The following is a 23,455-nucleotide window of genomic DNA, read 5'->3' on the forward strand; positions in this document are numbered from 1 at the left end:
CGTCGGCGGAGGGCAGGCAGACGGCCGCGCGAATATAGTAGCCATAGACATAGTAGCCATGTACTGTATCGACCATGAGTGCGGTATCCGAGGGCGCGACGCCCGGTTTCCTGGTCTGGCGACTGTCGATGAAGTGGCGGGTCGCGGTCGACCGTGCGGTGGCGCCGCTCGGCCTGACCCACGCCCAGTACTCGCTGGTGGCGTCGCTGTACGGGATGCAGCGCACCGGCGAGCGGCCCAGCCAGCGGCGCCTCGCCGATCAGACCGGCCTCGAACCGCTCTATGTCTCCAAGCTGGCGCGCTCCCTGGAGAGCGCCGGGCTCCTGGAGCGCGCCCGCGACCCGCGCGACCCGCGCGCGGTGCAACTGGCGCTGACCGAGGAGGGGCAGGAGCGGACACTCCAGGCCGTCAAAGTCGTCCAGCGGCTCCTGGAGCAGCTGCTCGCGCCCCTCGGCGGCCTGGACAGCGCGCGCACACGGGACTTCAAGCACGAACTGGCGACGCTGCTCGACGCACCTCTCGACCCGACGAACGAGAACCCCAAGGAGCAGCCATGACCACCAGCACTCCCGTCCTCAATTCTCCCGTCCTCAATTCCCGAGTCATAGGCCTGGCCCACTACGCCGCCCGCGCGCTCCTCGAGAGTGTCCTGGCCCGCCACGGCGCGACCTTCCAGCAGTCGGTCACCCTCCGGCTGGTCGCCGTCGCCGACGGACCGGTCGAGACGGAGCAGCTCGTCGAGAGCGTCGTCGACTCCCTCAAGATCGACGCGAAGGAGGCGCACTCCGTGGTCGACGAGCTACTCGCCGCGGGACTGCTGGCCTCCCAAAAGCCCTCCCGGGTGCGGATCACGGATGGCGGACGGGAGCTGTTCGAGACGACGTCCGCCGAGACCGCGCCGATCAGCGCCCGGGTCTACGCCGGCATCCCCGCGGAGGACCTCGCGGTCGCCGGACGGGTGCTGAGCCTCATCACCGAGCGGGCCAACGGGGAACTCGCCACAGTCGCCACCCAACCCACCCCCGCCAAGTAGTGGAATATTGAACCACCCGGCTCCGTTATCGGCCTCGAAAGCGAAGGAGGCCCGAGTGGAGACCACGTACTACGACCACGGAACACCGGCGGAGCGCTGGGAGCGCGCGCAGTTGTTCTTCGACGCGAAGGAATACGCCACGGCGGCGCGGGTCCTGGGCGGGCTGGTCGAGGAGGTGCCGGAGCAGACCGGACCCCGGCTGCTGCTGGCGCGTGCCTACTACCACTCGGCCCAACTGCGCCGCGCCGAGACCGAGTTGCGGCTGATCGTCGAGCGCGACCCGGTCGAGCAGTACGCCCGGCTGATGCTCGGGCGCACGCTCCAGCGGCAGGGGCGGCACGACGAGGCCGAGTCGCATCTGCGTCTGGCGTCGGCGCTGGCGGGCGACTTCGAGTAGGCCCCGAACAGCACATGGGCCCGGTTCCGCACAGGAACCGGGCCCACGTACGTCTCAGGCCGCCGCGGCCTTCTTGCCGCGCCGGTGGGCGATCTCGCCGAGGATCACGTCGGCGACGACGAACCCGGCCAGCGGTATGCCGAGCAGCGGTACGAAGTAGCCGAGGACGGCGACGACCACCACGCCGGGCACCAGGATCTGCGGCGGGACCTGCTGCCAGGCCCCGCGCGGGATCGGCCGGCCGAAGGAGGAACCCCGGCCGCGCTGCCACCACATGCGGTAGCCCCACACGATCAGCAGCACCAGCGACAATGCCAGGAGCATCAGGGCGATCTGGTTGACCAGGCCGAAGAGGACGCCGGTGTGCAGGTCGATGCCCCAGCGGGTGAGCTTGGCGAGGAACGGGTAGTCGGCGAACCGCAGGGTGTCGGCCACCTCGCCGCTGGTCGGGTCGACGGCGACCGCGTCCTGCTTCTCGGGCCAGCTGCGCTGCACCTGCCGTACGACATAGGCCGACGACTCGTCGGCGGGCGGGACGATCTCGACGGGGTCGCCGAGCCCTTCGGCGCGAGCGGCGGCCAGCACCTTGTCCAGGCCCACGCCGTGCTCGGCGTCCCCGGCCGAGGTGGAGGCGCCGTGGCCCGAGTGGTCGCCGCCCGAGGCCGAGGAGACCGACGGGGTGGACTGGCCCAGGGAGGTGCGCAGTTCGTCGATGTTGGCGCCGGCGTACGTCGACCAGGTCAGACCAGTCGCGGACAGGAAGAAGAACCCGGCCGCGGCCCATACGCCGATGTTGCCGTGCAGTCCGAGGGTGCGGCGGCGCCCGTTGGTGCCGCGGAGCTTACGCAGAGCGCGGCGGCGGGAGAACCACAGCACGATGCCGCCGCCCGCGATCACCCACAGCCAGCTCGCGGCGAACTCGCTGTAGAGGCGGCCGTTCTCGCCGAGGTGGAGGTCTCGGTGGAACTCGTCGATCCAGGTGCGCAGCGGCAGCGCCCCGGTGGAGCCGTACTGCTCCAGCGCGCCGCGGACCTTGCCGGTGTACGGGTCGACGAACACCGCGAGGGTGTGGGTCGGGTCGACTCCCTTCACCCCGGACAGCATCACCCTCGTCGTCGCGTCGCCCTCGGGGGAAGGCCGTACGGCCGAGACGGTGCCCTCGGGATGGGCCTTGCGGGCGGCGGCGACCTGCTCGGAGATGGGCAGCTTGGTGTCGCCGACGGCGGCGACGGTCAACTCGTGCCGGTAGACGATCTTCTCGGCCTGGAACGCACCGGCGTACAGGAAACCGGTGACGGCGGCCACGAGCAGGAAGGGCGCGACGAACACACCGGCGTAGAAGTGGAGTCGCAGGACGACCGGACGCAGCGAGGCCCAACTGCTGGGGGTCGGCGCCGGGGCGGCCGGTTTCGAGGCCTCGTCCGTGGAGGTGGAGGGAGCTATGGACATCGGCGGCTTCTCCGAGGGCTGGGGACGGTAGCGGTCCAGTAGTCGGAGGCACGAGCCGTCGAGTTCCCGGCACCTCCAGTGACCTGCGTCACAGCAGCGCGTCTCATGGCATCCTGGCGCGATGGCAACTCCGAGTCAGCGCACGCCCCTTGTCGAACTGGTCGAGGAACTCCTGGCCACGGACGGCCCGCTGCCGATCGTGGCAGCCGGCGAACCGGTCCTCAGGCGCGGCACCGAGCGCTACGACGGCCAGCTGGACGCCGTACTCCTGTCCCGTCTCGTCGAGGCCCTGCGCGTCACGATGCACGCGGCGCCCGGCGTGGGGCTGGCCGCCCCGCAGGTGGGTGTGCCGCTGCGGATCGCGGTGATCGAGGATCCGGCGCCCGTGCCGGACGAGGTGCGGGAGGCGCGCGGGCGGGTCCCGCAGCCCTTCCGGGTTCTGGTCAATCCGTCGTACGAGCCGGTCGGCGACGAGCGGGCCGCGTTCTTCGAGGGCTGTCTGAGCGTGCCGGGCTGGCAGGCCGTGGTGGCGCGGGCCGCCCAGGTCCGGCTGATGTGTGAGGACGAGAACGGCCGCCCGGTGGACGAGGTGTTCACGGGCTGGCCCGCGCGGATCGTCCAGCACGAGACGGACCACCTCGACGGCATGCTCTACCTCGACCGCGCGGAGCTGCGTTCGCTGTCCTCGAACCAGGCGATGGCCGGGCGGTGGACGCAGCCGACGCCGGAGCGGGCGGCCGCGTCCCTCGGGTTCGAGCTGCCCTCCTAGTTGTCCCGGTAGGTCTCCAGCAGGCGCAGCCACACCTCGCTGATCGTCGGGTACGACGGGACCGCGTGCCACAGCCTGCTGATCGGGACCTGGCCGGCGACCGCGATCGTGGCGGAGTGGATCAGTTCACCGACGCCGGGGCCGACGAAGGTGACACCGAGGAGGATCTCGCGTTCCAGGTCGACGACCATGCGGGCGCGGCCCCGGTAGCCGTCGGCGTAGAGGCCGGCGCCCGACACCGAAGCGAGGTCGTAGTCGACCGCGCGGACCCGGTGGCCCGCCTGTTCCGCCTCCGCCAGGGAGAGGCCCACGGAGGCCGCCTCCGGGTCGGTGAAGACGACCTGGGGCACGGCGGCATGGTCGGCGGTCGCCGCGTGGGCGCCCCACGCGTCGGCCTGGACCGCGGAGCCCGAGGCGCGGGCGGCGATGGCGGCGCCCGCGATGCGGGCCTGGTACTTGCCCTGGTGGGTGAGGAGCGCGCGGTGGTTGACGTCGCCGACCGCGTAGAGCCACTCGCTGCCGGTGACGCGGAGGCTGTCGTCGACCTCCAGCCAGCTGCCGGGCTCCCGGCCGATCGTGTCGAGGCCGACGTCGTCGGTGCGCGGGGCCCGTCCGGTGGCGAAGAGGATCTCGTCGGCCTCGATGCGGTCGCCGGTGTCGGTGCCGACCACGACCGTGCCGTTCTCGCGGGTGACCGAGCGGGCCGAGGTGCCGGTGCGGACGTCCACGCCGGCCTCGGTGAGCGCCTCGGCCACGAGTTCGCCCGCGAAGGGTTCCATGCGGTTGAGCAGGCCCTTCCCTCGCACCAGGAGGGTGACCTGCGAGCCGAGGGCCTGCCAGGCCGTGGCCATCTCGGTGGCGACCACTCCCCCGCCGACCACGACCAGTCGTCCGGGCGCCGCCTTTGCGCTGGTCGCCTCACGGCTGGTCCACGGCTTGACCTCGTCGAGGCCCGGCAGGTCGGGCAGGACGGCTCGGGTGCCGGTGCAGACGGCCACGGCGTGCCGGGCGGTCAGCACCTTCCGGGTGCCGTCGGGGGCGGTGACCGTCACCGTGCGCTCCCCGGTGAGGCGTCCGTGGCCGCGGTGGAGGTCGGCGCCGACGCTCTCCAGCCAGCCGACCTGGCCGTCGTCCTTCCAGTTCGAGGTGAAGTAGTCCCGGCGGGCGAGGACCGCGGCCGTGTCGAGGGAGCCCTGAACCGAGGCGCTCAGCCCCGGCAGTCGGCGCGCGTCCGCCTGTGCGATCACCGGCCGCAGCAGGGCCTTGCTGGGCATACAGGCCCAGTAGGAGCACTCTCCGCCCACCAGTTCGCTCTCCACGACCGCGGTGGACAGGCCGGCCGCGCGGGTGCGGTCGGCCACGTTCTCCCCCACGGGTCCGGCACCGAGCACCACTACGTCGTAGGTGCTGTGGTCGATGTTTTCCGTTTCCGTCATGGGCCCAGTCTGGTGGGTGGTGTGCGCTGGGGCCACATGGGTACGCGCGCCGCATCACGCATGGAATACGTGCCCGACCGGGCGTGTTGTGCCGACGGATTCCCCCGATACCAGGAAGAGGGTTCGCTCAATGAGCAGCACCGTGGAGCTCACCAAAGAGAACTTCGACGCGACGGTCACGGACAACGAGTTCGTCCTGATCGACTTCTGGGCGTCATGGTGCGGACCGTGCCGCCAGTTCGCGCCGGTCTACGAGAAGGCCGCCGAGGACAACCCCGACCTGGTGTTCGGCAAGGTGGACACCGAGGCGCAGCCGGAGCTGGCCGCCGCCTTCGGTATCCAGTCGATCCCGACGCTGATGATCGTCCGCGACCAGGTCGCCGTGTTCGCCCAGCCCGGGGCGCTGCCCGAGGCCGCCCTGACGGACGTCATCGGGCAGGCCCGCAAGCTGGACATGGAGGAGGTCCGCAAGGCCGTGGCCGAGCAGCAGGCCCAGGCCGAGCAGAACGGCCAGTAACCCCTAGAACGGGTACTGCGCCACGTCCGCGCGCACCGTCGTCCAGCGCACGTCGGTGAAGGCCTCCATATTGGCCTCACCGCCGAAGCGGGCGCCGGTGCCGGACGCGGCGATGCCGCCGAAGGGCGCCACGGCCTCGTCGTTCACCGTCTGGTCGTTGATGTGCACGATTCCGGTCGGGATCCGCTCCGCCAGATCGAGGCCGCGGGCCGCGTCCCCGGTGACGATGCCGAGCGAGAGGCCGTACGGCCCCGCGGCGGCCAGGGCGGCGGCTTCGTCGACGGTGCTGAAGGACCGTACCGGCGCGACGGGTCCGAAGACCTCCTCCGCGTAGGCGGGCGTGCTGTCGTCGAGGCCCGCGAGGACCGTCGGCCGGTAGAAGAGCTTGTCGTGCGTGCCGCCCGCGGCCAGCTTGGCGCCCTGCGCGGTGCTCGCGTCGACCAGGCCGCGCACCTTGGCGAGCTGGTTGTCGTCGATGATCGGACCCAGGTGGACCTGCTCCAGGTTCGGGTCGCCGACGGCGAGCGAGTCGGCCTTCGCCGCCAGTCGCTCGACGTACTCCTCGTAGAGCGAGGCGTGGACGAGGTGGCGGCCCGTCGTCATGCAGATCTGGCCCTGGTGGAAGAAGGAGCCCCAGGCGGCCGTGGAGATCACGGCCTCGATGTCGGCGTCCTCCAGGACGATCATGGCGGAGTTGCCGCCGAGTTCGAGGTGCGCGCGCTTGAGGTGACGTCCGGCGGCCTCGCCCACGGCACGGCCCGCGGCGGTCGACCCGGTGAAGGAGATGACGGGCACGCGCGGGTCGGCGACCAGGGCCTGGCCGACGTCCGGGCCGCCCGGCAGGACATGGAACAGCCCCTCGGGCAGCCCGGCCTCGGCGAAGACCGCGGCGAGCGAGAGTCCGCCGCAGACCGCGGTGCGCGGGTCCGGCTTGAGGATCACCGCGTTGCCGAGGGCGAGGGCCGGGGCGACGGAGCGGATCGACAGGATCAGCGGGGCGTTGAAGGGCGAGATCACGCCGACGACGCCGACCGGGACCCGGCGGGTGTACGACAGCCTCGGGGCCTCGCTGGGCAGGACCTGGCCCGCGGGGCGGGAGGCGAGGGCGGCGGCCTCGTAGCACTCCTGGGCGGCCACGTGCAGTTCGAAGTCCGCCTTGCCGGGGATGGACCCGGACTCGCGGACGAGCCAGCCGCGCAGTTCGTCGGCGTGCGCGGCGAACAGGTCACCGGCCTTGCGGAGCACCCCGGCCCGGACGAAGTGCGGGAGCCGGGCCCACTCGGCCTGGGCGGCGCGGGCGGCCGCGGCGGAGCGCTCCACGTCCTCGCCGCCGGCGAGGGTGACCGTGGCGAGGGTGTCGCCGGTGGCGGGTTCGGTGACGGCGTACTCAGGTCCCGAAAGGGGGTGGGGCTGCCAGCTCTTGGGGTCGAGCAACGACATGACGGCTCTCCGTTCGATCACCGGTGGGACTCACACGGGGAGCGGTAGTCCCGTGTAGTTCGCGGCCAGTTCGGCGGCCGCAGGGCGGGATGCGGTGATACGGCGCAGCCGCGCGAGCTGCAGCCGGTCCTCGAACGCATCCCCGTTTGGTTGAGCGTGCAACATCCTAGTCATGTCGTACGAGAACCGGGTGGCCTGCCACACACGAGAAAGACACAACTCCGAATATCTGTCGAGTGGTTGTGTCGATCCCGTGCGGTGCGACTCGGTCAGGGCCCGGGCGAGGACGGACACGTCCGACACGGCGAGGTTGAGGCCCTTGGCCCCGGTGGGCGGCACTATGTGCGCGGCGTCACCGGCGAGCAGGAGCCGACCGTGGCGCATCGGCTCGTGGACGTAACTGCGCATCGGCGTCACGGACTTGGCGGTGATCGGGCCTCTGGCCAGGGTCCAGTCGGCGTCGATCGCGAAGCGGGCGGCGAGCTCGTCCCAGATCCGCTCGTCGGACCAGTCGTCGGGGACAGTGCCGTTGGGGACCTGCAGGTAGAGCCGGGACACGGCGGGCGAGCGCATGCTGTGCAGGGCGAAGCCGCGCTCGCCGCGGGCGTAGATCAACTCCTCGCAGGACGGCGGGACATCGGCGAGGATCCCGAGCCAGGAGTACGGGTAGTCGTGCTCGTACGTCCGGCTGGTCGCCGCCGGGAAGGCCGCCCGGGAGATGCCGTGGAAGCCGTCGCAGCCGGCGATCCACTCGCAGCTCAGCGTCTGTTCGCGGCCCTCGTGCAGGAACCGCACCACGGGCGCCTCGCTCTCCGCCTTCTCCACCGCGAGGGCCTCCGCCTCGAACAACAGCGGTGGCCCCTCGGCGAGTTGGAGGGCGACGAGGTCCTTCACGATCTCGGTCTGGGCGTAGATCGTGACCGTACGGCCGCCAGTGAGGGCCGGGAAGTCGATGTGGTGCCGCTCCCCCGCGAACCGCAGCTCGATGCCCTGGTGGACCAGGCCCTCGGCCTCCAGGCGTTCGGCGGCCCCGCACGCGCGCAGGGCGTCGACCGTGCCCTGCTCCAGCATGCCCGCGCGCTGGCGGTGTTCGACGTACTCGCGCGTCCTGCTCTCCAGGACCACGCAGTCGATGCCGGCGAGGTGCAGCAGGCGGGCGAGGAGGAGTCCGGCGGGGCCGCCGCCGATGATCCCGACCGTGGTGCGCATGGCAGGCCTCCCTGCGTCAGCTGGAGTCGCGGTGCACCACCGTGGCGCCCAGTACGGTGTGCGTCTCGGGCGCGGCGCCCGGCTCGCGCACCGCGCGGTCGACCAGTTCGGCGAGGTCACGGCCGGACGGCAGCTCGATGTGGACCGTGCTCAGCCGGGGCCGCAGCAGCCGGCCGAGGAGCAGGTCGTCGGCTCCGATCACCGCCGTGTCCTCCGGGATGCGCACACCCTTGTCCTGGAGTGCGCGCATTAACAGCATCGCGTACTCGTCGTTGTACGCGAACACGGCGTCCAGGTCGAGGTCGCGCCAGCGGGTGGCGAGCTTGACCGCGGCCTGCTCCTCGAAGGCGAGGGGCAGTTCGGTGAGTGTGGCGTCCGTGTCCCGCAGGGCCCGGCGCGCACCTGCCAGGCGGGGCCGCGAGAAGTCCTCCAGGCCCGCCTCCTCGGGCACCACGACACCGATGCGGCGCCGGCCGCGGGCGTAGAGGTGGGCGGCGGCGCTGTGACCGACGCCCGCGTGGTCCATGAGCAGGGCGTGGGCCCCCTCGACCGCCTCGGGACCGAGGGTGACCACCGCCCGGGCTCCGGAGCGCCGGAGCAGGGACACGCCCTGCGGGCCGAGTCCGGCGCCGGGCACGAGGACGGCGACCGGGCGCAGCTCGGCCCAGGCGCGGGCGGCTTCGTCGCCCCGGAGGCCGACACTGCCGTACTGCACGACGGTGTAGTCCAACCGGCCCAGGGCCCACTGGAGTTCGCTGATGAACTGGCTGTAGAGCGGGCCCACCGGGATGGACGGGGCGGGCATCAGGACCATGCGGCTGTGGCCGGCACGCAGACTGCGGGCGGCCGCGTGCGGGACGTACCCCAGTTCCTTCGCGGCGTCGTGGACGCGGCGGCGGGTGGGTTCGCTGATCCGGACGGCGCTGGTGTTGTTGAGGACGTAGGAGACGGTCGCTCGGGAGACGCCGGCCAGGCGGGCCACATCGGCGCTCGTGGGAACCGAGCGCGTCGCCGGGGAGACGGGCGCGGGCGTGTTCTGTATCTGCACCATGACGGTCGTCATCTTTGCAGAACCTGTGACGGTGTAGCGGACCGGGGCGCGGCCGGGGCTCACTGTGGAGGATCGGTGCAGGTGAGCCGGGCCACGAGGTCGTCCCAGCCCTTCTCCAGGCGTTCCAACGGCATGTGGCACCTCCGGGTGAGGTGATGGACGGTGGCGGGGTCGAGGTAGCCCATGAGGGCGTGGGCGAGCAGTTCGCAGTCCGCGTCCGGGAGGGCCTGGCGCAGCAGCAGGGTCACATGGCTGTGGTGCACCCGGCGGGGGGCGGGGGTGAAGCGGCGGTCCGGGCTCGGCTCGGCGGCCAGCTGCAGGTCCAACTCGTCGACGGACCGACGCAGGGTGGCGCGGCCGAAGGCACGCAGCCGGTCGACGGGCGGAGCGCCGGGACCGAGCGGGGCGGGGCCGCTGAGGAAGGCCGCCTGGAAGTTGCGCTCGGAGTGGTCGAGGAGCGCCGTCAGCAGGCCGGTGCGGTCGCCGAAGCGGCGGAAGACGGTGCCCTTGCCGACCGAGGCGGCCGCGGCCACCGCCTCCATCGTGACCCCGGCCGCCCCGTGCTCCGCGACCAGGCGGGCGGCGGCCTCCAGGAGCCGGGCCCGGTTGCGCGCGGCGTCGGCGCGCAGGCAGGGCTCGTCCTCGGGGGCGCCGAGTTGAAGCAGTTCCGGCTCCCCGTTGGAATCCGGCGGGGTCGGCAGTGGCGGCAGGGGTGGCAGGACGGCGGACATGAAATAAGCGTAAAGCAGCGGGAAGAAAACTGGACCGGGGTCCGGTTAAGGGGGTACAACTTTAAGCGGACCCCGGTCCGCATCATTGCGGCAATGTTTCACCCCCCTTGGAGATTCGCATGTCTGTTCGCATTCTCGCGCTCGTCGGAAGCCTCCGCGCCGGTTCGCACAACCGCCAGCTCGCCGAGGCGGCCGTCAAGCACGCCCCCGAGGGCGCGGAGATCGTGCTCTACGAGGGCCTGGCCGAGATCCCGTTCTACAACGAGGACATCGACGTGGAGGGCGACGTCCCCGCGGCCGCCGCCAAGCTGCGGGAGGCCGCGCAGGCCTCCGACGCCTTCCTGTTCTTCTCGCCCGAGTACAACGGCACCATCCCGGCCGTGCTGAAGAACGCCATCGACTGGCTGTCGCGTCCGTACGGCGCGGGCGCCTTCGCCGGGAAGCCGGTCGCCGTGGTCGGTACCGCGTTCGGTCAGTTCGGCGGCGTGTGGGCGCAGGACGAGACCCGCAAGGCCGTGGGCATCGCCGGCGGCAAGGTGCTCGAGGACGTCAAGCTGTCCATTCCGGGGTCCGTGGTGCGGTTCGCGGAGACGCACCCGGCGGACGACGCCGAGGTCGCCGCGCAGCTGGCGGAGGTCGTGGCCCAGCTGCACAGCAACGCGGGTGAGGTCGCCGCGGCCTGATCCTGCGGCGCGGAACGGAGGTCGGGGTCTTGTACTCCGGCCCCTTTTCGTTTGGGGGCGGTTGTCCGGTCCACCCGAAAGCCCCGAACGAAACCGCCTAGTCCAGTTCCGCGCACCGCTGCACGGCGGGTGCCGCGAAGGTCTCGATCCACGCGGCGGGGGCGCCGGTGCGCGGGGCGAGGATGACCGTGTCGATGCCGAGCTTGGTGTAGGCGGTGATGTCCCGGCTGAAGGCGTCCAGGTCGCCTTCCTCGGACGGGTCGGCCGAGTAGGTCATGGTCTTGCGGATCTCGTCGTAGTCCCGGCCCTCGGTGTCGCAGTGGCCGCGCAGCACGTCGAGCTTGTGCGAGACCTCCTCCCGCGAGGTGGCGAAGAGGTTGCAGGCGTCGCCGTGGCGGGCGACCAGGCGCAGGGTCTTCTTCTCGCCACTGCCGCCGATCATGATCTCGGGGCGCGGGCTGCTGACCGGGGCCGGTACGCACAGGGTCTCGGCGAGCCGGTAGTGCGTGCCCTCGAAGGGACCGTTCTCCGCCGGGTCCCACATCTGGAGGCAGATCCGCAGGGCCTCCTCCAGCCGCTCGAAGCGCTCCGCGAGCGGCGGGAAGGGCACGCCGAGCCCTTCGTGCTCCCGGTCGTACCAGGCGGCTCCGATGCCCAAAGTGGCCCGGCCGCCGGAGAGCACGTCGAGCGTGGTCGCGATCTTGGCGAGCAGTCCCGGGTGGCGGTACGTCACCCCGGTCACCAGCGCGCCCAGCTGGACCGTCTCGGTGTGGGCGGCGAGGAAGCTCAGCGTGCTGTAGGCCTCCAGCATGGGGTCTTCGGCGCCGCCGTTGAACTCCATCTGGAAGTAGTGGTCCATCACCGACAGCCAGCTCACCCCGGCCGCCTCCGCCGCTGCGCCCGCGGCGGCGAGCTCGGCCCCGAGAGCGGGACCGCCCGCGGGATGGTCGAACCGGTTGATGTGCACGCCCACGCGCATGTCCGTCTCCGTTCACGGGACCCTGACCGTCGTGACGACGCTAGAACTTGAAGTGCTCTCGAAGTCAAGTACGGCCGCTGCCAACGCCTTTCAGGACACCTGGCTCACTTCCGCCCGCTCCTGCTTCTTCGAGGCCCGCAGGCTGGTCAGCGTGGTGATCGTCAGGACGAGGACGATGAAGCCGAGGGAGAAGGGGATGCTGATCTCGGGGACGTGGACCCCGGACTCGTGCAGGGCGTGCAGCACCAGCTTGACGCCGATGAAGCCCAGGATGATCGACAGGCCGTAGCTGAGGTGGACCAGCTTCTTCAGCAGACCGCCGATGAGGAAGTACAGCTGCCGCAGGCCCATCAGGGCGAAGGCGTTGGCCGTGAAGACGATGTACGGGTCCTGGGTGAGGCCGTAGATGGCGGGGATGGAGTCCAGCGCGAAGAGCACGTCGGTGGAACCGATGGCGAGCATCACGACCAGCATCGGGGTCATGACCCGCTTGCCGTTCTCCTCGATCCACAGCTTCGTGCCGTGGTACCGGTCGGCCACGCCGAAACGCTTCTCCACCATCTTCAGCAGCTTGTTCTCCTCGTACTCCTCCTCATGCCCACCCTTGCGGGCGTCCTGCACGAGCTTCCACGCCGTCCAGATCAGGAAGGCGCCGAAGATGTAGAACACCCAGGAGAACGCGGAGATGATCGCCGCTCCGGCCGCGATGAACCCGGCGCGCAGCACGAGCGCCATGATCACGCCGACCATCAGCACCCGCTGCTGGTACTGGGAGGGCACCGCGAACTTCCCCATGATCAGGACGAAGACGAAGAGGTTGTCCACGCTCAGGGACTTCTCCGTGATGTATCCCGCGAAGAACTCACCCGTGGGTTTCGCACCGCCGAACACCAACAGCGCGAGCCCGAACAGACAGGCAAGGACGACCCAGACGACGGTCCAGATGCCGGCTTCCCTGACCGACACGTCGTGGGGTTTGCGGCCGATGAAGAAGTCGGCGCCGACCAGCGCGCACAGGGCGGCGATGGTCAGCAGCCAGACGGTGAGAGAGACGTTCACTGGTTCTCCTGATACATGGGGGGGGCATCGACAGCGTTGTCACAACCGGGAATGCCTTCCACCTACGGAAGGTGAACAACAGGTCATGCGATGGCAAGGACCCGCAGGTCATGCCGGACATGGCTGATTGCCGCCGGCCGTCACCCGCCGTACGGCGGGCAGCTTCCGCCGTACGGCGGCGCCCCGGACGGACGCCGTTGCCCCGATCATGACGCCACGAGCCGCCGCGCCCCGCGTGAGGAGAAGCCATGACGCATGTGCCGCCCCCGTTCGATCCCGAACTCGCCGCCGCCCTCGACGTGATCAAGGAGATGATCTCGCCGGGCATGACCCTGGACGACATCGACCTCGTCCGCCAGGGACCGGGCATCCAGATGCTGGCCGACATGGACCTCAGCCTCGGCGGGTTCTTCGAGGTGGAGGACCGGTCGGTGCCAGGGCCCGAGGGCGCCCCGGAGATCTCGCTGCTGATCTGCCGTCCCGCCGCTCCCGCCGCCCCGGGGATCGGGCGTCCGGTGATCTACCACGTCCACGGCGGCGGCATGGTCCTCGGCAACAACCGGGTCGGGGTGGACGCTCCGCTGGCCTGGGCGAAGGAGCTGGACGCGGTCGTGGTGTCGGTGGAGTACCGGCTGGCGCCCGAGCACCCGCATCCGGCGCCGGTCGAGGACGTGTACGCCGGGTTCGTGTGGACCGCGGAGCACGCCGAGGAGATCGGCGGTGACCCGGAGCGGATCGTCATCGCGGGCGCGAGCGCGGGGGGCGGGCTGTCGGCGGCGCTTGCGCTGCTGGCCCGGGACCGCAAGGGGCCGCGGGCGATCGGACAGCTGCTGATGTGCCCGATGCTCGACGACCGCAACGACAGCCCGTCGACCTATCAGATGGCAGGGCTGGGGGTCTGGGACCGTACGGCCAACGAGACAGGGTGGACGGCGTTGCTGGGTGAGCTGCGGGGTGGGCCGGATGTTCCGGCGTACGCGGCGGCGGCTCGGGCGGAGGATCTCTCCGGGTTGCCGCCCGCGTTTCTCGACGTGGGGTCCGCGGAGACGTTCCGGGACGAAGTCGTGGCGTACGCGTCGCGGATCTGGCAGGCCGGTGGGGTTGCCGAGCTGCATGTGTGGCCTGGTGGGTTCCACGGGTTCGACGGGTTCGCTCCGCAGGCCGCGTTGTCGCAGGCGGCGCGGGGGGCTCATCTGGCGTGGCTTCGTAGGTTGCTGGGGAGTTAGACGGCGTGCGGGGTGCCACGTCGGGTCGCCTGCCGTCTGCTGCGCCATCGTGGTTTCTCGCGCAGTTCCCCGCGCCCCTTTAGGGGCGCTTCCGTGGTCCCATGCCTCACCATGGGCCTATGAAAGAGCTGGCCGGGCGTCTTACCGCTCTCGATCCGGATGCGGGTGCCGCCGTCCGGGTGATCGCCTACTTCGATCGGCTGTCGGAGTCCCGCGCGGGGTTGGAAGCTCTCGTGCGGGGGGCCGCCGTGCTGGCCGGGGTGCCTGCGCGGCTGATCGATGTCGAGCGGCGGGTTCGGGTTCGGGTCGAGGCGGATGGAACCCGTCGGGACTCCTCGGCAGCCCCGGATCCCGGCTGGCCGTCCGCCGCGCTCGCGCCCGGCGGGGCCGCGGCTCTGTGGCTGGAGCAGGACGCGGCGGTGCCGAGTGTGGTCGACGCGGTGATTCTGGAGCGGGCCGCGGGGGCCGTACGGCTCGTTCTGGACCGTACGCGCGGACGTGCTGCCGTCGACGATCCCGCGCTGGTCGAGACCGTGCTGGACGCCACGGCTCCGGAGACGGCCCGGCTGCACGCGGCGCGTGGGCTCGGGCTGGACCCGGCAGCGTCCGCGCGTGTGCTGGCCCGGCTCGACGGGCGGCCCCGGATCGTGCCCGACCACCCCGCCGCCGAGCTGCCCGCCGGGCGGGTCGGGGTGGGCCCCGCCGTGCCCGTGCTCGACCTGCCGCGGTCCTGGGCCGACGCCCGCACCGCGCTGCGGTTCACGGCGGACGGAACGGCTCAGGACCCCGGGCCCGCAGTCGTGCACGCCGAGGAGCTGGGCGGTGTCGCGCTGCTGGCCGAACTCGTCGTACCCGGTGCCGAACCGCCGCCGGACGTCCAGCAGTTGGAGGTGGCGGCGGCGACCACGCCATGGCTGCTCACCGCCCTGCACGCCGTGGTCTCGACGGCTAGCCTGCGGGCGGCCGCCGCCGAGATCAACGTCCACCACTCCACGCTGCAGGACCGGTTGTCCCACGCCGAGCATCTGCTGGGCTGGCCGCTGCGTACGCCTCAGGGTCGGCTGCGGGCCCAACTGGCTTTGGTGATGCGGCAGTTGGCGCGACCGTAGCGCCGGGGCGACACGGTCAGCGGAACTCGTGCACGACCTCGATCTCGCCGACGATGTGCGCGTTGAACTCGTCGAGCTCCTCGGCCGGCACCCACAGTTCGAGGATCGTACGGCCGCCCGCCTGCTGGACGGGACAGCGGCTGACGAAGTCAGACTCGACCTCGAAGCGGGTCACGAAACCGGCGCCCTCGTGCTTGACGTTCCAGTCGCGGGCGATCCTGATCGCGTAGTCCTCGTTGAGCACCGGGTAGAAGATCGGCTGATCGGGCAGCCTCGGCGGCCAGGCACGCCAGGCGAGCTCCCGGACCAGGTCCAGCTCCTTGGGGCCGGTCGGGCGCCAGAGGGTCGTGGTGGTGGGCCGGGCGGTCATGGGCGTCGCTCTCTGCTTGCGGGGCGGGTACTTGCGGGCGCTCTATAGAAGCAGACGCTGGAAGTTTCAGAGATGCAATATCCTGGACGTACCCGTATCGGGACGGAGGAAAGCAGGCCCCATGACCGCCACAGACCCCGCGATGACCGCCCTCGCTCAGGGGTGGTGCGCGCTCTCTTTGTTGCACGGCCGGATCGAGGCCCATGTCGAGAGGGCCCTGCAGGCCGGGCACGACCTCAGTGTGCGGGAGTACTCACTGCTCGACGTGCTGGGACGGCAGCATGACGGGGAGGGCGGGCATCTGCAGATGAAGCAGGTCGCCGACGCGGTCGTGCTGAGCCAGAGCGCCACCACACGTCTGGTGACGCGCCTGGAGGACCGCGGGCTGCTCTCCCGCTATCTGTGTCCCACCGACCGCCGCGGCATCTACACCGATGTCACCGACGCCGGCCGCACCCTCCTCGAAGAGGCCCGCCCCACCAACGAGAAGGCCCTGCGCGAGGCCCTCGACGAGGCTGTGAAGAACCCCGAACTCGCGCCTCTCGTCCGGGCGTTGGAGTCACTTCGCGCACCGGCTTGAGTCAGGGGTGACAGGACGCCGTTCGTCGGGGTGAGCACCGCTTCGGCGGCCGTGTCGGCGCTCCGGGGTGCCGTCTGGCGAGGCCGCTGCCGCGCGTGATGACACGGGCCGGGCCGTCGGGGTCGACGCCGAAGTCGCGGCGGAGCCGGGTTCACCCCCGGCCATCACCACGGGCGGCCTTTGGCGGCCGCCGGTTCCTCCCCGCTGACCGTGGCGTCGATCAGGGGCCCCTTCGGGTGTTCGTCAACGGCGGCCTCCACACCCCCGGCCGAGAACGAAGGCTCCCCCTTGAGCACCCGGCGGTGGCGCGTGCCGCCGGACCGTCGGGTTCCGGGAGGAATTGCCGCCAAGCGCGACGGGCAAGGTGTTGGAGGACCAGCTGTGCCGGAACGCGCCGTGTTTCGCGGCCGAGGAACGGAGATCCAGCGTCATGACGAACCAGGCCACCGCCACCGCCCCGGGGGAAGACATGTCACTCACTCGGATAGAGCGTCTCGACGAGGAGATCATCGCGCTGCTCGCGCGCCGACGGGAGATGGCTCAGGAACTCCCCGCCCCGGCCCGGGCCCGCGCCGTCGACCCCGGCTTCGTGGAGACCGTACGGGACATCACGGACCGCTACCGCCAGGAGCTGGGCGGGGCCGGAGAGCTGGTCGCCCGCGCGGTTCTGGTGCTGTGCCATCCGGACCGTCAGAACTGATATGGCGGCCCTTCCGAAGGGCCGTACAAAGCTCTCGCCCCGGCGGTGAGGTGACCTGCCGGACAGCCATGAGGTGGTGAAGAGCACAGGTGGCGGGGCTACGGCGATCGTTGACACCCTCTCGGATTTGGCCGTACAAAGGGCCGCATGAGCGTGCCTCAGCTTCCCCTGTCCGGGGTCACGGTGGTCAGCCTCGAGCAGGCCGTGGCCGCGCCCTACGCCACCCGCCAGCTCGCCGACCTCGGCGCCAGGGTGATCAAGGTGGAACGACCGGGCGACGGTGACTTCGCCCGGCGCTACGACACGACCGTGCACGGCCACTCCAGCTACTTCGTGTGGCTCAACCGGTCGAAGGAATCACTCACGCTGGACCTGAAGGCCCCGCGAGGCCTTGAGATCCTGCGTCAACTCCTCGACGGTGCCGACGTGTTCGTCCAGAACCTGGCGCCGGGCGCGGCCGACCGGCTCGGGCTGGGCGTGGACGTCCTCCCCGCACGGTGGCCGCGGCTGATCCCCTGCACGATCTCCGGATACGGCACGGACGGGCCGTGGGCCGATCGCAAGTCGTACGACCTGCTGGTGCAGTGCCAGACGGGCCTGGTGTCGCTGACCGGGACCGCCGAGGAGACCGCGCGCGTGGGGATCTCCGTCGCGGACATCGCGGCGGGGATGTACGCCTACAGCGGCATCTTGACCGCCCTGTACGTGCGCGCCACCACCGGCACGGCTCACCCGGTGGAGGTGTCGCTCTTCGAGGCACTGGCCGAGTGGATGAGCCAGCCGGCCAATTACACGCGCTACGGGGGCAGTCAGCCGCCGCGCCTGGGCACCCAGCACGCCACCATCGCCCCGTACGGCGCCTTCACGGCCGCGGACGGCAAGGACGTGCTCTTCTCCATCCAGAACCAACGCGAGTGGCTGGTCCTCTGCTCCACTTTCCTGGGCCGCCCCCGACTGGCAGAGGACCCCCGCTTCGCAACTGGCTCGGACCGGGTCGCCCACCGCGAGGAGCTCAACGCGATCGTGGCCGAGCGGATCGCGCGCTCCGACGCCGTCAGCGTTCTCGAGGACCTGGAGGACATCGGCATCGCCTGCGCCGGGGTCAACGACGTCGCCGCATTCCTCGACCACCCGGTCCTGGCCGCCCGCGGCCGCTGGCACGAAGTGGCCGTCCCCGGCGGGGCCACGGTGGAGGCGCTGCTGCCGCCGGCCGACCTCGCGGGGCTGCCCGCGCGCATGGACCCCGTCCCGGCAGTGGGCGAACACACGGAGGCGATCCTCACCGAACTCGGCCGCACCGGCGACGACATCGCGGCGCTGCGCGCCGACTCGGTCGTCTGAGCACCCGCCCCCGCCCCCACTCCCGAACGGAGACACGAGCCATGAGCGTCCTGGACATCCTCTCCGACGATGTGCGGATTTACGGAGGTCACAGCGACGCGGTGCAGTTGGCGGCGCGGGGTGGTCTCGATGGTTGAGCAGAGCCAGCGGGACAGCATCTATCTGCGGCTCGCCCGGGAGCTGCGGACGGCCATCCTGCGCCAGGACTTCCCGGAGGGCGTCCGGCTGCCCACGGAGGCCGAGCTGGCCCAACGGTTCGGGATCAGCCGGCAGACCGTACGGCGGGCCTTCCAGGACCTGGTCGCCGAGGGCCTGGTGCACCGGGTCCCGGGCCGGGGCACCTTCGCCACTCCGCGTGAGGAGCAGTACCTGCGCCAGTTCGGCTCGGTGGACGACCTGATGGGGCTGTCCCTCGACACCCGCATGGACGTCGTCACTCCCCTGCACCGACGGGTGGACGTCGACGCGGCGGGCCGCCTCGGCCTGCACACCGACCGGGTGCACATGATGGCGTTTCTACGGCTGCACGAGGACACCGCGTTCTGCCACACCTGCGTCTTCCTGCCGCCGGAGGTCGGCCGGCTGCTGGAGCCGGTCCCTGAACTGGCGAAGCCGGGCGCCGCAGGAGCCACCACCGTCATCGGCCTGCTCGACGAACGGCTTCCCGAGCCGATCGCCGAGGCCGAGCAGAGCATCACGGTCGCGGCGGCAAGCGCCGAGATCGCCGGACACCTCGGCTGCGAACCGGGACGTGCACTGCTGCGCATCGACCGGGCCTACGAGTCGGCCGCCGGACAGCTCGTGGAGCTGGCCGTCAGTCACTTCCTACCCGAGCACTACTCGTACCGCGTGCGGCTGCGGCGCAGCGGGCGCTGACGTTTTGTCACCAGCAACTCCGCCGCCGTGGAGGCCGCCCCGGCTGCCAGTGACGTGTCGGAGCTGAGTGTGACCTTCTCCGCGCCGGCCACCGGCACCAAGGTCACCGGCCGCACCCCGCGCGAGTCTACCGGGCGTCCTGCCTCCCGGGCCGCGGTGGACGCGGGCTGATACCCGCACACCAACCAGGTCGGCCAGACCGGCAAGAGCATGTCGCCGCAGCTGTACATCGCCCACGGCATCTCCGGCGCGATCCAGCACCACGGCGTCGTCGGCGACCTCTTCGACGTCGTCCCCGCCCTCACCGAGGAGATCAACACCCGCAAGGGCTGAGTTCAGCTCTGCGTCACCACGGCAACGGCCCGTTGACGTCGAAGTAGCCGCCGGTCGGGCCGTCCGCGGCGACCTGCGCCATGCGGACGATGATCTCGGCGCCCTCCGCGACGGTCTGTGTGCCCGTGTTGCCGTTGAGGTCGGTCTTGGTGAAGCCGGGTTCCACGGAGTTGATCCGCATGGCCGGGAATGCCTTCGCGTACTGCACGGTGAGCATGTTGAGCGCCGTCTTGGACGTCGGGTAGGCGATGCCCGGGTAGAAGTGCGCGGGGTGGTCGGGGTCGGAGAGGTGGGTGAGTGAGCCCAGGCCGCTGCTGACGTTGACCACGACGGGCGCGGTCGAGCGCTGGAGCAGCGGCACGAAGGCGTGCAGGACGCGGACCACACCGAAGACGTTCGTCTCGAAGGTGTTGCGCATCTGGTCGGCGGTCACGGTCGCGGCCACCGGCACACTGTTGTCCTCCGTCCTGGTCTCGATGCCCGCGTTGTTGATCAGGACGTCCAGGCCGCCGTCGGCCTCGACTGCCTTGGCGGCGGCCTCCACGGAGGCGTCGTCGGTGACGTCGAGCTGGACGAACCGGGCGCCGAGTTCGTCGGCGGCGCGTCGGCCGCGCTGGACGTCACGGGCACCCACGTAGACGGTGTGACCTGCGGCGATGAGTCGGCGGGCGGTCTCGAAGCCGATGCCCTTGTTCGCTCCGGTGATGAGTGTTGTCGTCATGCCGTCCAGGTTGCTGCGCCGCGGCGGGGACAGCCAGGAGACCCTTCTTCCTGGGACTGGCGGTACCAGGCACATCGACGCCCGACGGTGTTCACTGAGGGGCATGGCGGCGACAGAACTGGGACAGGCGCTGCGGCGCTGGCGGGACCGGGTCCGCCCGGACGCGGCCGGACTGCCCACCGGCGGTCAGCGCCGCGCGGCGGGGCTGCGGCGTGAGGAACTGGCCCTGCTGGCCGGCATCTCGGTCGACTACGTCACGCGTCTCGAACAGGGGCGGGCGGCCAACCCGTCCGCTCAGGTCGTCGAGGCGCTGGCCCGGGCACTGCGGCTGTCGGGGGACGAGCGGACGTACCTCTTCGGGCTGGCGGGGCTGGTACCGCCGGGCCCCGACGTAGTGCCCGGCCACATCACGCCCAGCGTGCAGCGGCTCCTTGACCGGCTGGTCGACACTCCCGTCGCGGTCTCCGACGCGGCCATGACGCTGCTGCTGGCCAACCCGATGTACGCGGCGCTGATGGGTGACCCGTCCGCCCTGCACGGCTTCGAACGCAACACTGTGTGGCGCAACTTCACGGGCATGCCGAGCCGGGTGCGGCACACACCGGAGGAACGGCGGGTTTTCGAGGCCGGCATGGTCGCCGAACTGCGCGCGACCGCGGCCCGCTATCCCGCCGACCGTCAACTGCCCCACCTCATCGCCGAGTTGCGCGCGAAGAGCGCGCGGTTCGCCGAGCTGTGGGACGCGGGGGTGGTGGGCCGTCTCGCCGCCTCCCACAAGACGGTCGAGCACCCGCAGGTGGGCACGATCACCCTCGACTGCGACCTTCTCCGGGTGGAGGAGAACGACCTTCACATCCTGGTCTACTCGGCCGAGCCCGGCACCGAGGCCGCCGAGAAGCTGCGGCTGCTCTCGGTGCTGGGCACCCAGAACCTGGTCGCGAAGAGCTAGCGGAGCACCTTCACGTCCCACGGGGCCGAGAGTCACCTCGTCCCCGTACACCGCGTCCGTCAGTACGTCCCGGACCGGCGCCGGCAGTGGCATCGTCGCCTCGGCCCACGACCAGTTGTGCCGGAAGCGCACCCGGCGGCCGTCCGGTGCGGTGGCCGAGGTGGCGGTGACACTCGGGTGCGCGGGACGCCACTCCGCGGGCGCGGCCCACTCGAACAGCGCCCGCACGAAGGCGGGCTCCGGGACCGTGCCGACGTAGGTGATCCGGCCCGCGCCGTAGGTCCGCGAGCCGGAACCCGCCACGTCAATGGTTCGCACCGGATCGGGCACGGAAGGGGCGGCCGAGGGCCCCGACCGCCCGCGCCTTCAGTAGCCGTACCGGCTCTTCAGGTGGCGCCAGAAGTCGCGCAGCATCCACTTGTCGAACTCGGTGATCTGGGCCGCGCTGCCCGCCTTCATCAGGAAGCAGCACTGGCCGGTCGGGGTCCAGTCGTAGAAGTCGTCGAGGCCGAAGGTGTGGCCGACCTCGTGGAGATAGATATGGATGTTCTCCTGGGCCAGGGCGCCGGTGAAGTACTCCTGGCCGACACGCTGGCCCCAGTCACCCCCGGCACCGCCCTGGAAGCCCTTGGTCAGCCAGAGCGACTGGTCGTAGTGGCGGGCCACACCGCCGGGACACTTCGAGTAGTTGCCGTCCTGATGGAAGAAGCGGCCGCAGTCGGGGGCACACTGCGGGGCACCGCCGTCGTCCAGGTTTCCGGCGTAGATGTCGACCGAGTTGTCGGTCCACTGCAGGGTCGAGCGGTTCTTCACCGCCCAGCCGACGATGTTGACCGGCACCGTGGTGTAGGGCCAGGCGTTGGTGCCGGTGCCGTTGTCGAGCATGGCCGCCATCCACTTGCCGAACTGCTTCTTCAGCGCCGCGTGGACCTGGTCCCGGAGAGCGGCGCTGACCGGGGCGTCCGACTCCCAGCGGACGCAGTAGTTGACGCTTCCCTTGTTGGCCATGACCTGGTCCCAGCCGTAGTTGCGGAAGCCGTAGAGGTCGGGGTAGGTCGACTCGACGTGGTTCCACACCTCGCCCAGGGGCTGCACGAGGTTCGCGGGCGGGTTCCAGTTGTCCGCCGCCTGCGCCGGGGTCGCCGTGACGGCGGGTGCGGCGAGCACCGCGAGCAGGGCGGCGAGGACGGTGACGAAACGCACGATACGGGTGCGCATGGAGTGAACTCCCTTCGTGGGGGCGGGATTTCACTGGTGTGTCGCCGCTGCTCGCGAACGGGTTGCCCCCTGCCGCGGACAGGGTCGGCCGTGTTGTCATGGAAGCGGGCGGGGAGGTGAACACGCATGCGGATAGGAGGCCGCTACCGCCTGACGGAAAGGGTCGGGCAGGGCGGCATGGGGCGGGTGTGGCGCGCATGCGACGAGGTGCTGGAACGCCCGGTCGCGGTCAAGGAGTTGTACCTGGAGGGGCCGGGCACGGACCCCGACGAGCGGACCCGCCGCGAGCGCGCGCTGCGTGAGGCGCGGGCCGGTGCGCGTATCGACCATCCGGGCGTGGTCCGCGTCTACGACGTGGCCGAGGAAGACGACCGGCTCTGGATCGTGATGGAGCTGATCGAGGCCCCCTCGCTGGAGCGGACCGTCACCGACCGGGGTCCGCTGGGCGTACGCGAGACGGCCCGTGTCGGACTGGCGCTCACCCAGGCGCTGCGCCGGGTACATGCCGCCGGGGTGCTGCACCGTGACGTCAAGCCGGGCAACGTCCTGCTCGGCCCCGGAAACCGGGTCGTGCTCACCGACTTCGGGATCGCCGCCCTCCAGGACACCCAGGGGCTGACCAGGGACGGCGCGCTGATCGGCTCCCCGGAGTACATGCCCCCGGAACGAACCACGGGGGCCGATCCTGGTCCGGCCTCGGACTGGTGGTCCCTGGGCGCCACCCTCTGCACGGCCCTGACCGGCCGCTCCCCCTTCGCCCGCCCCTCGATGCCGGCGACACTGCTGGCGGTGGTCTACGAGGAGCCCGAACTACCGGGCGTGGACTGCCCGTTGACGCCGTTGCTGCGCCGGCTCCTCCACAAGGATCCGGCGCTGCGGCCCGGCGCGGACGAGATCGCAGCGTATCTGGCTCCGCTGGCCTCGGCACCCGAACCGACGGGTCCGACCGGAGGGCCCGCCCGCGACCCGCACTCCCGGCTCCTGATCGCGCTGGTCCTGATCGCCGCCGCGGCTGTCGCCGCCGTCATGATCGTGACCGCGATTCCACCCGGCGGCGAGACCCGGCTGCCGGAGACCACCCCGCCCCCGACGGTCGCCGGCACCTCCCGGCCACCCTCCTCACCAGCGACGACGGCTCCCTGAGAAGCCAAACACAAGCGGAATGTGACCCACCCCACAATCGATACGCTCCCGTTTCGATACCCGCGGAGTTACTCTGATTCCCACGAGAACGAAACCGTTTCGTTCAGCAGATTTGCCGCTGGACGAGGATGGAGCA

At 71.1% G+C, this 23,455-nt stretch carries 25 protein-coding genes and 1 pseudogene; 15 read left to right on the forward strand and 11 right to left on the reverse strand.

All coding sequences use genetic code 11. The features are described 5' to 3' along the window. Positions 1 to 74 precede the first annotated feature (74 nt). From AB0D34_RS35020 to AB0D34_RS35030, 3 genes are read left to right on the forward strand one after another with little or no spacing between them, the layout of a single operon-like run. Complete coding sequence (locus AB0D34_RS35020) at positions 75 to 557, forward strand: MarR family transcriptional regulator (protein ID WP_362669114.1); 483 nt, start codon at positions 75 to 77, stop codon at positions 555 to 557. Continuing rightward, positions 554 to 1,033 (forward strand): MarR family winged helix-turn-helix transcriptional regulator, encoded by a 480-nt coding sequence (locus AB0D34_RS35025; RefSeq protein ID WP_362669119.1) that lies wholly within the window; start codon positions 554 to 556, stop codon positions 1,031 to 1,033. Before AB0D34_RS35020 ends, AB0D34_RS35025 begins: the two co-directional genes overlap by 4 nt. Positions 1,034 to 1,088: 55 nt before the next feature. Next, complete coding sequence (locus tag AB0D34_RS35030) at positions 1,089 to 1,430, forward strand: tetratricopeptide repeat protein (protein WP_362669121.1); 342 nt, start codon at positions 1,089 to 1,091, stop codon at positions 1,428 to 1,430. Positions 1,431 to 1,484: 54 nt separating this feature from the next. Here the strand turns inward: AB0D34_RS35030 and AB0D34_RS35035 are convergent, their stop codons facing one another. Next, positions 1,485 to 2,879: a PepSY-associated TM helix domain-containing protein gene (locus tag AB0D34_RS35035; RefSeq protein WP_362669123.1), complete on the reverse strand. Its 1,395-nt coding sequence runs from the start codon at positions 2,877 to 2,879 to the stop codon at positions 1,485 to 1,487. A 121-nt stretch (positions 2,880 to 3,000) separates the two neighbouring features. Between AB0D34_RS35035 and AB0D34_RS35040 the strand changes: the two genes are divergently transcribed. Then, a complete protein-coding gene (locus AB0D34_RS35040; RefSeq protein WP_362669125.1) occupies positions 3,001 to 3,648 on the forward strand; it encodes a peptide deformylase in 648 nt (215 codons plus the stop codon). On the opposite strand, the gene AB0D34_RS35045 is transcribed toward AB0D34_RS35040, so the two are convergent. After that, complete coding sequence (locus AB0D34_RS35045; RefSeq protein ID WP_362669127.1) at positions 3,645 to 5,084, reverse strand: NAD(P)/FAD-dependent oxidoreductase; 1,440 nt, start codon at positions 5,082 to 5,084, stop codon at positions 3,645 to 3,647. The two genes, AB0D34_RS35040 and AB0D34_RS35045, sit on opposite strands and share 4 nt — an antisense overlap. A 130-nt stretch (positions 5,085 to 5,214) precedes the next feature. Here AB0D34_RS35045 and trxA point away from each other — a divergent pair, with 130 nt between their 5' ends. Further along, a complete protein-coding gene (trxA, locus tag AB0D34_RS35050) occupies positions 5,215 to 5,601 on the forward strand; it encodes a thioredoxin (protein WP_362669129.1) in 387 nt (128 codons plus the stop codon). A gap of 3 nt (positions 5,602 to 5,604) precedes the next feature. On the opposite strand, the gene AB0D34_RS35055 is transcribed toward trxA, so the two are convergent. Genes AB0D34_RS35055 through AB0D34_RS35070 form a run of 4 tightly spaced genes read right to left on the reverse strand, consistent with a single transcriptional unit; the run spans position 5,605 to position 10,032 of the window. Further along, complete coding sequence (locus AB0D34_RS35055; protein WP_362669130.1) at positions 5,605 to 7,041, reverse strand: aldehyde dehydrogenase family protein; 1,437 nt, start codon at positions 7,039 to 7,041, stop codon at positions 5,605 to 5,607. Positions 7,042 to 7,071: 30 nt separating this feature from the next. Continuing rightward, the gene (locus AB0D34_RS35060; protein ID WP_362669132.1) at positions 7,072 to 8,250 is read right to left on the reverse strand and encodes a 4-hydroxybenzoate 3-monooxygenase; all 1,179 of its coding nucleotides are present in this window, start codon (positions 8,248 to 8,250) and stop codon (positions 7,072 to 7,074) included. A 16-nt stretch (positions 8,251 to 8,266) separates the two neighbouring features. Beyond that, positions 8,267 to 9,313: a LacI family DNA-binding transcriptional regulator gene (locus tag AB0D34_RS35065; RefSeq protein ID WP_362669134.1), complete on the reverse strand. Its 1,047-nt coding sequence runs from the start codon at positions 9,311 to 9,313 to the stop codon at positions 8,267 to 8,269. Positions 9,314 to 9,360: 47 nt separating this feature from the next. Beyond that, positions 9,361 to 10,032, reverse strand: a complete 672-nt coding sequence (locus AB0D34_RS35070; protein ID WP_362669136.1) for a helix-turn-helix domain-containing protein — start codon at positions 10,030 to 10,032, stop codon at positions 9,361 to 9,363. A 119-nt stretch (positions 10,033 to 10,151) separates the two neighbouring features. Here AB0D34_RS35070 and AB0D34_RS35075 point away from each other — a divergent pair, with 119 nt between their 5' ends. Continuing rightward, positions 10,152 to 10,715, forward strand: a complete 564-nt coding sequence (locus AB0D34_RS35075; RefSeq protein WP_362669138.1) for an NAD(P)H-dependent oxidoreductase — start codon at positions 10,152 to 10,154, stop codon at positions 10,713 to 10,715. A gap of 97 nt (positions 10,716 to 10,812) precedes the next feature. On the opposite strand, the gene AB0D34_RS35080 is transcribed toward AB0D34_RS35075, so the two are convergent. Together AB0D34_RS35080 and AB0D34_RS35085 are read right to left on the reverse strand one after the other, a co-directional pair. Further along, the gene (locus AB0D34_RS35080; protein WP_362669140.1) at positions 10,813 to 11,694 is read right to left on the reverse strand and encodes an LLM class F420-dependent oxidoreductase; all 882 of its coding nucleotides are present in this window, start codon (positions 11,692 to 11,694) and stop codon (positions 10,813 to 10,815) included. Positions 11,695 to 11,784: 90 nt separating this feature from the next. Next, a complete protein-coding gene (locus tag AB0D34_RS35085) occupies positions 11,785 to 12,753 on the reverse strand; it encodes a TerC family protein (RefSeq protein WP_362669143.1) in 969 nt (322 codons plus the stop codon). A gap of 248 nt (positions 12,754 to 13,001) precedes the next feature. Here AB0D34_RS35085 and AB0D34_RS35090 point away from each other — a divergent pair, with 248 nt between their 5' ends. Both AB0D34_RS35090 and AB0D34_RS35095 read left to right on the forward strand, forming a co-directional pair. Next, a complete protein-coding gene (locus tag AB0D34_RS35090) occupies positions 13,002 to 13,979 on the forward strand; it encodes an alpha/beta hydrolase (RefSeq protein ID WP_362669146.1) in 978 nt (325 codons plus the stop codon). Positions 13,980 to 14,098: 119 nt separating this feature from the next. Continuing rightward, positions 14,099 to 15,088, forward strand: a complete 990-nt coding sequence (locus AB0D34_RS35095) for a helix-turn-helix domain-containing protein (protein WP_362669149.1) — start codon at positions 14,099 to 14,101, stop codon at positions 15,086 to 15,088. Positions 15,089 to 15,104: 16 nt separating this feature from the next. On the opposite strand, the gene AB0D34_RS35100 is transcribed toward AB0D34_RS35095, so the two are convergent. Beyond that, a complete protein-coding gene (locus AB0D34_RS35100) occupies positions 15,105 to 15,458 on the reverse strand; it encodes a hypothetical protein (RefSeq protein WP_362669151.1) in 354 nt (117 codons plus the stop codon). A gap of 121 nt (positions 15,459 to 15,579) precedes the next feature. On the opposite strand from AB0D34_RS35100, the gene AB0D34_RS35105 reads away from it, so the two are divergent. The 5 genes and pseudogenes from AB0D34_RS35105 to AB0D34_RS35125 form a co-directional block, all read left to right on the forward strand. Then, a complete protein-coding gene (locus AB0D34_RS35105) occupies positions 15,580 to 16,038 on the forward strand; it encodes a MarR family transcriptional regulator (protein ID WP_362669153.1) in 459 nt (152 codons plus the stop codon). A 430-nt stretch (positions 16,039 to 16,468) separates the two neighbouring features. After that, positions 16,469 to 16,738 carry a hypothetical protein gene (locus AB0D34_RS35110; protein WP_362669156.1) on the forward strand — a complete coding sequence of 90 codons (270 nt, stop codon included), beginning with the start codon at positions 16,469 to 16,471 and terminating at the stop codon, positions 16,736 to 16,738. A 147-nt stretch (positions 16,739 to 16,885) separates the two neighbouring features. After that, positions 16,886 to 18,079 carry a CaiB/BaiF CoA-transferase family protein gene (locus AB0D34_RS35115; RefSeq protein ID WP_362669158.1) on the forward strand — a complete coding sequence of 398 codons (1,194 nt, stop codon included), beginning with the start codon at positions 16,886 to 16,888 and terminating at the stop codon, positions 18,077 to 18,079. A 129-nt stretch (positions 18,080 to 18,208) separates the two neighbouring features. After that, the gene (locus AB0D34_RS35120; RefSeq protein WP_362669160.1) at positions 18,209 to 18,955 is read left to right on the forward strand and encodes a GntR family transcriptional regulator; all 747 of its coding nucleotides are present in this window, start codon (positions 18,209 to 18,211) and stop codon (positions 18,953 to 18,955) included. A gap of 15 nt (positions 18,956 to 18,970) precedes the next feature. Then, positions 18,971 to 19,288: pseudogene (locus AB0D34_RS35125) on the forward strand (FAD-binding protein); the annotation flags it as partial. Between the two features lie 13 nt (positions 19,289 to 19,301). Here the strand turns inward: AB0D34_RS35125 and AB0D34_RS35130 are convergent. Next, complete coding sequence (locus tag AB0D34_RS35130; protein WP_362669162.1) at positions 19,302 to 20,009, reverse strand: SDR family NAD(P)-dependent oxidoreductase; 708 nt, start codon at positions 20,007 to 20,009, stop codon at positions 19,302 to 19,304. A 103-nt stretch (positions 20,010 to 20,112) separates the two neighbouring features. Between AB0D34_RS35130 and AB0D34_RS35135 the strand changes: the two genes are divergently transcribed. Continuing rightward, entirely contained in the window at positions 20,113 to 20,958 is an 846-nt protein-coding gene (locus AB0D34_RS35135) for a helix-turn-helix transcriptional regulator (protein ID WP_362669164.1), read from the forward strand. 366 nt (positions 20,959 to 21,324) lie between these two features. Here AB0D34_RS35135 and AB0D34_RS35140 read toward each other — a convergent pair whose 3' ends face one another. After that, entirely contained in the window at positions 21,325 to 22,176 is an 852-nt protein-coding gene (locus AB0D34_RS35140; protein ID WP_362669166.1) for a hypothetical protein, read from the reverse strand. Positions 22,177 to 22,302: 126 nt separating this feature from the next. On the opposite strand from AB0D34_RS35140, the gene AB0D34_RS35145 reads away from it, so the two are divergent. Beyond that, entirely contained in the window at positions 22,303 to 23,319 is a 1,017-nt protein-coding gene (locus AB0D34_RS35145; RefSeq protein WP_362669168.1) for a serine/threonine-protein kinase, read from the forward strand. Positions 23,320 to 23,455 lie beyond the last annotated feature (136 nt).

The sequence above is a fragment of the Streptomyces sp. NPDC048420 genome, assembly GCF_040651535.1.
In the GTDB taxonomy this organism is placed as follows: Bacteria; Actinomycetota; Actinomycetes; order Streptomycetales; family Streptomycetaceae; genus Streptomyces.

What these genes read in the sequence shown, in the direction of transcription:
- AB0D34_RS35080 (WP_362669140.1), bottom strand. Translation starts at nt 11,694, where the DNA reads ATGCGCGTGGGCGTGCACATCAACCGGTTCGACCATCCCGCGGGCGGT.
- AB0D34_RS35095 (WP_362669149.1), top strand. Translation starts at nt 14,099, where the DNA reads ATGAAAGAGCTGGCCGGGCGTCTTACCGCTCTCGATCCGGATGCGGGT.
- AB0D34_RS35110 (WP_362669156.1), top strand. Translation starts at nt 16,469, where the DNA reads ATGACGAACCAGGCCACCGCCACCGCCCCGGGGGAAGACATGTCACTC.
- trxA (WP_362669129.1), top strand. Translation starts at nt 5,215, where the DNA reads ATGAGCAGCACCGTGGAGCTCACCAAAGAGAACTTCGACGCGACGGTC.
- AB0D34_RS35105 (WP_362669153.1), top strand. Translation starts at nt 15,580, where the DNA reads ATGACCGCCACAGACCCCGCGATGACCGCCCTCGCTCAGGGGTGGTGC.
- AB0D34_RS35035 (WP_362669123.1), bottom strand. Translation starts at nt 2,879, where the DNA reads ATGTCCATAGCTCCCTCCACCTCCACGGACGAGGCCTCGAAACCGGCC.
- AB0D34_RS35130 (WP_362669162.1), bottom strand. Translation starts at nt 20,009, where the DNA reads ATGACGACAACACTCATCACCGGAGCGAACAAGGGCATCGGCTTCGAG.
- AB0D34_RS35115 (WP_362669158.1), top strand. Translation starts at nt 16,886, where the DNA reads ATGAGCGTGCCTCAGCTTCCCCTGTCCGGGGTCACGGTGGTCAGCCTC.
- AB0D34_RS35065 (WP_362669134.1), bottom strand. Translation starts at nt 9,313, where the DNA reads ATGACGACCGTCATGGTGCAGATACAGAACACGCCCGCGCCCGTCTCC.
- AB0D34_RS35145 (WP_362669168.1), top strand. Translation starts at nt 22,303, where the DNA reads ATGCGGATAGGAGGCCGCTACCGCCTGACGGAAAGGGTCGGGCAGGGC.
- AB0D34_RS35020 (WP_362669114.1), top strand. Translation starts at nt 75, where the DNA reads ATGAGTGCGGTATCCGAGGGCGCGACGCCCGGTTTCCTGGTCTGGCGA.
- AB0D34_RS35060 (WP_362669132.1), bottom strand. Translation starts at nt 8,250, where the DNA reads ATGCGCACCACGGTCGGGATCATCGGCGGCGGCCCCGCCGGACTCCTC.
- AB0D34_RS35040 (WP_362669125.1), top strand. Translation starts at nt 3,001, where the DNA reads ATGGCAACTCCGAGTCAGCGCACGCCCCTTGTCGAACTGGTCGAGGAA.
- AB0D34_RS35135 (WP_362669164.1), top strand. Translation starts at nt 20,113, where the DNA reads ATGGCGGCGACAGAACTGGGACAGGCGCTGCGGCGCTGGCGGGACCGG.
- AB0D34_RS35120 (WP_362669160.1), top strand. Translation starts at nt 18,209, where the DNA reads ATGGTTGAGCAGAGCCAGCGGGACAGCATCTATCTGCGGCTCGCCCGG.
- AB0D34_RS35025 (WP_362669119.1), top strand. Translation starts at nt 554, where the DNA reads ATGACCACCAGCACTCCCGTCCTCAATTCTCCCGTCCTCAATTCCCGA.
- AB0D34_RS35055 (WP_362669130.1), bottom strand. Translation starts at nt 7,041, where the DNA reads ATGTCGTTGCTCGACCCCAAGAGCTGGCAGCCCCACCCCCTTTCGGGA.
- AB0D34_RS35100 (WP_362669151.1), bottom strand. Translation starts at nt 15,458, where the DNA reads ATGACCGCCCGGCCCACCACCACGACCCTCTGGCGCCCGACCGGCCCC.
- AB0D34_RS35075 (WP_362669138.1), top strand. Translation starts at nt 10,152, where the DNA reads ATGTCTGTTCGCATTCTCGCGCTCGTCGGAAGCCTCCGCGCCGGTTCG.
- AB0D34_RS35140 (WP_362669166.1), bottom strand. Translation starts at nt 22,176, where the DNA reads ATGCGCACCCGTATCGTGCGTTTCGTCACCGTCCTCGCCGCCCTGCTC.
- AB0D34_RS35070 (WP_362669136.1), bottom strand. Translation starts at nt 10,032, where the DNA reads ATGTCCGCCGTCCTGCCACCCCTGCCGCCACTGCCGACCCCGCCGGAT.
- AB0D34_RS35045 (WP_362669127.1), bottom strand. Translation starts at nt 5,084, where the DNA reads ATGACGGAAACGGAAAACATCGACCACAGCACCTACGACGTAGTGGTG.
- AB0D34_RS35090 (WP_362669146.1), top strand. Translation starts at nt 13,002, where the DNA reads ATGACGCATGTGCCGCCCCCGTTCGATCCCGAACTCGCCGCCGCCCTC.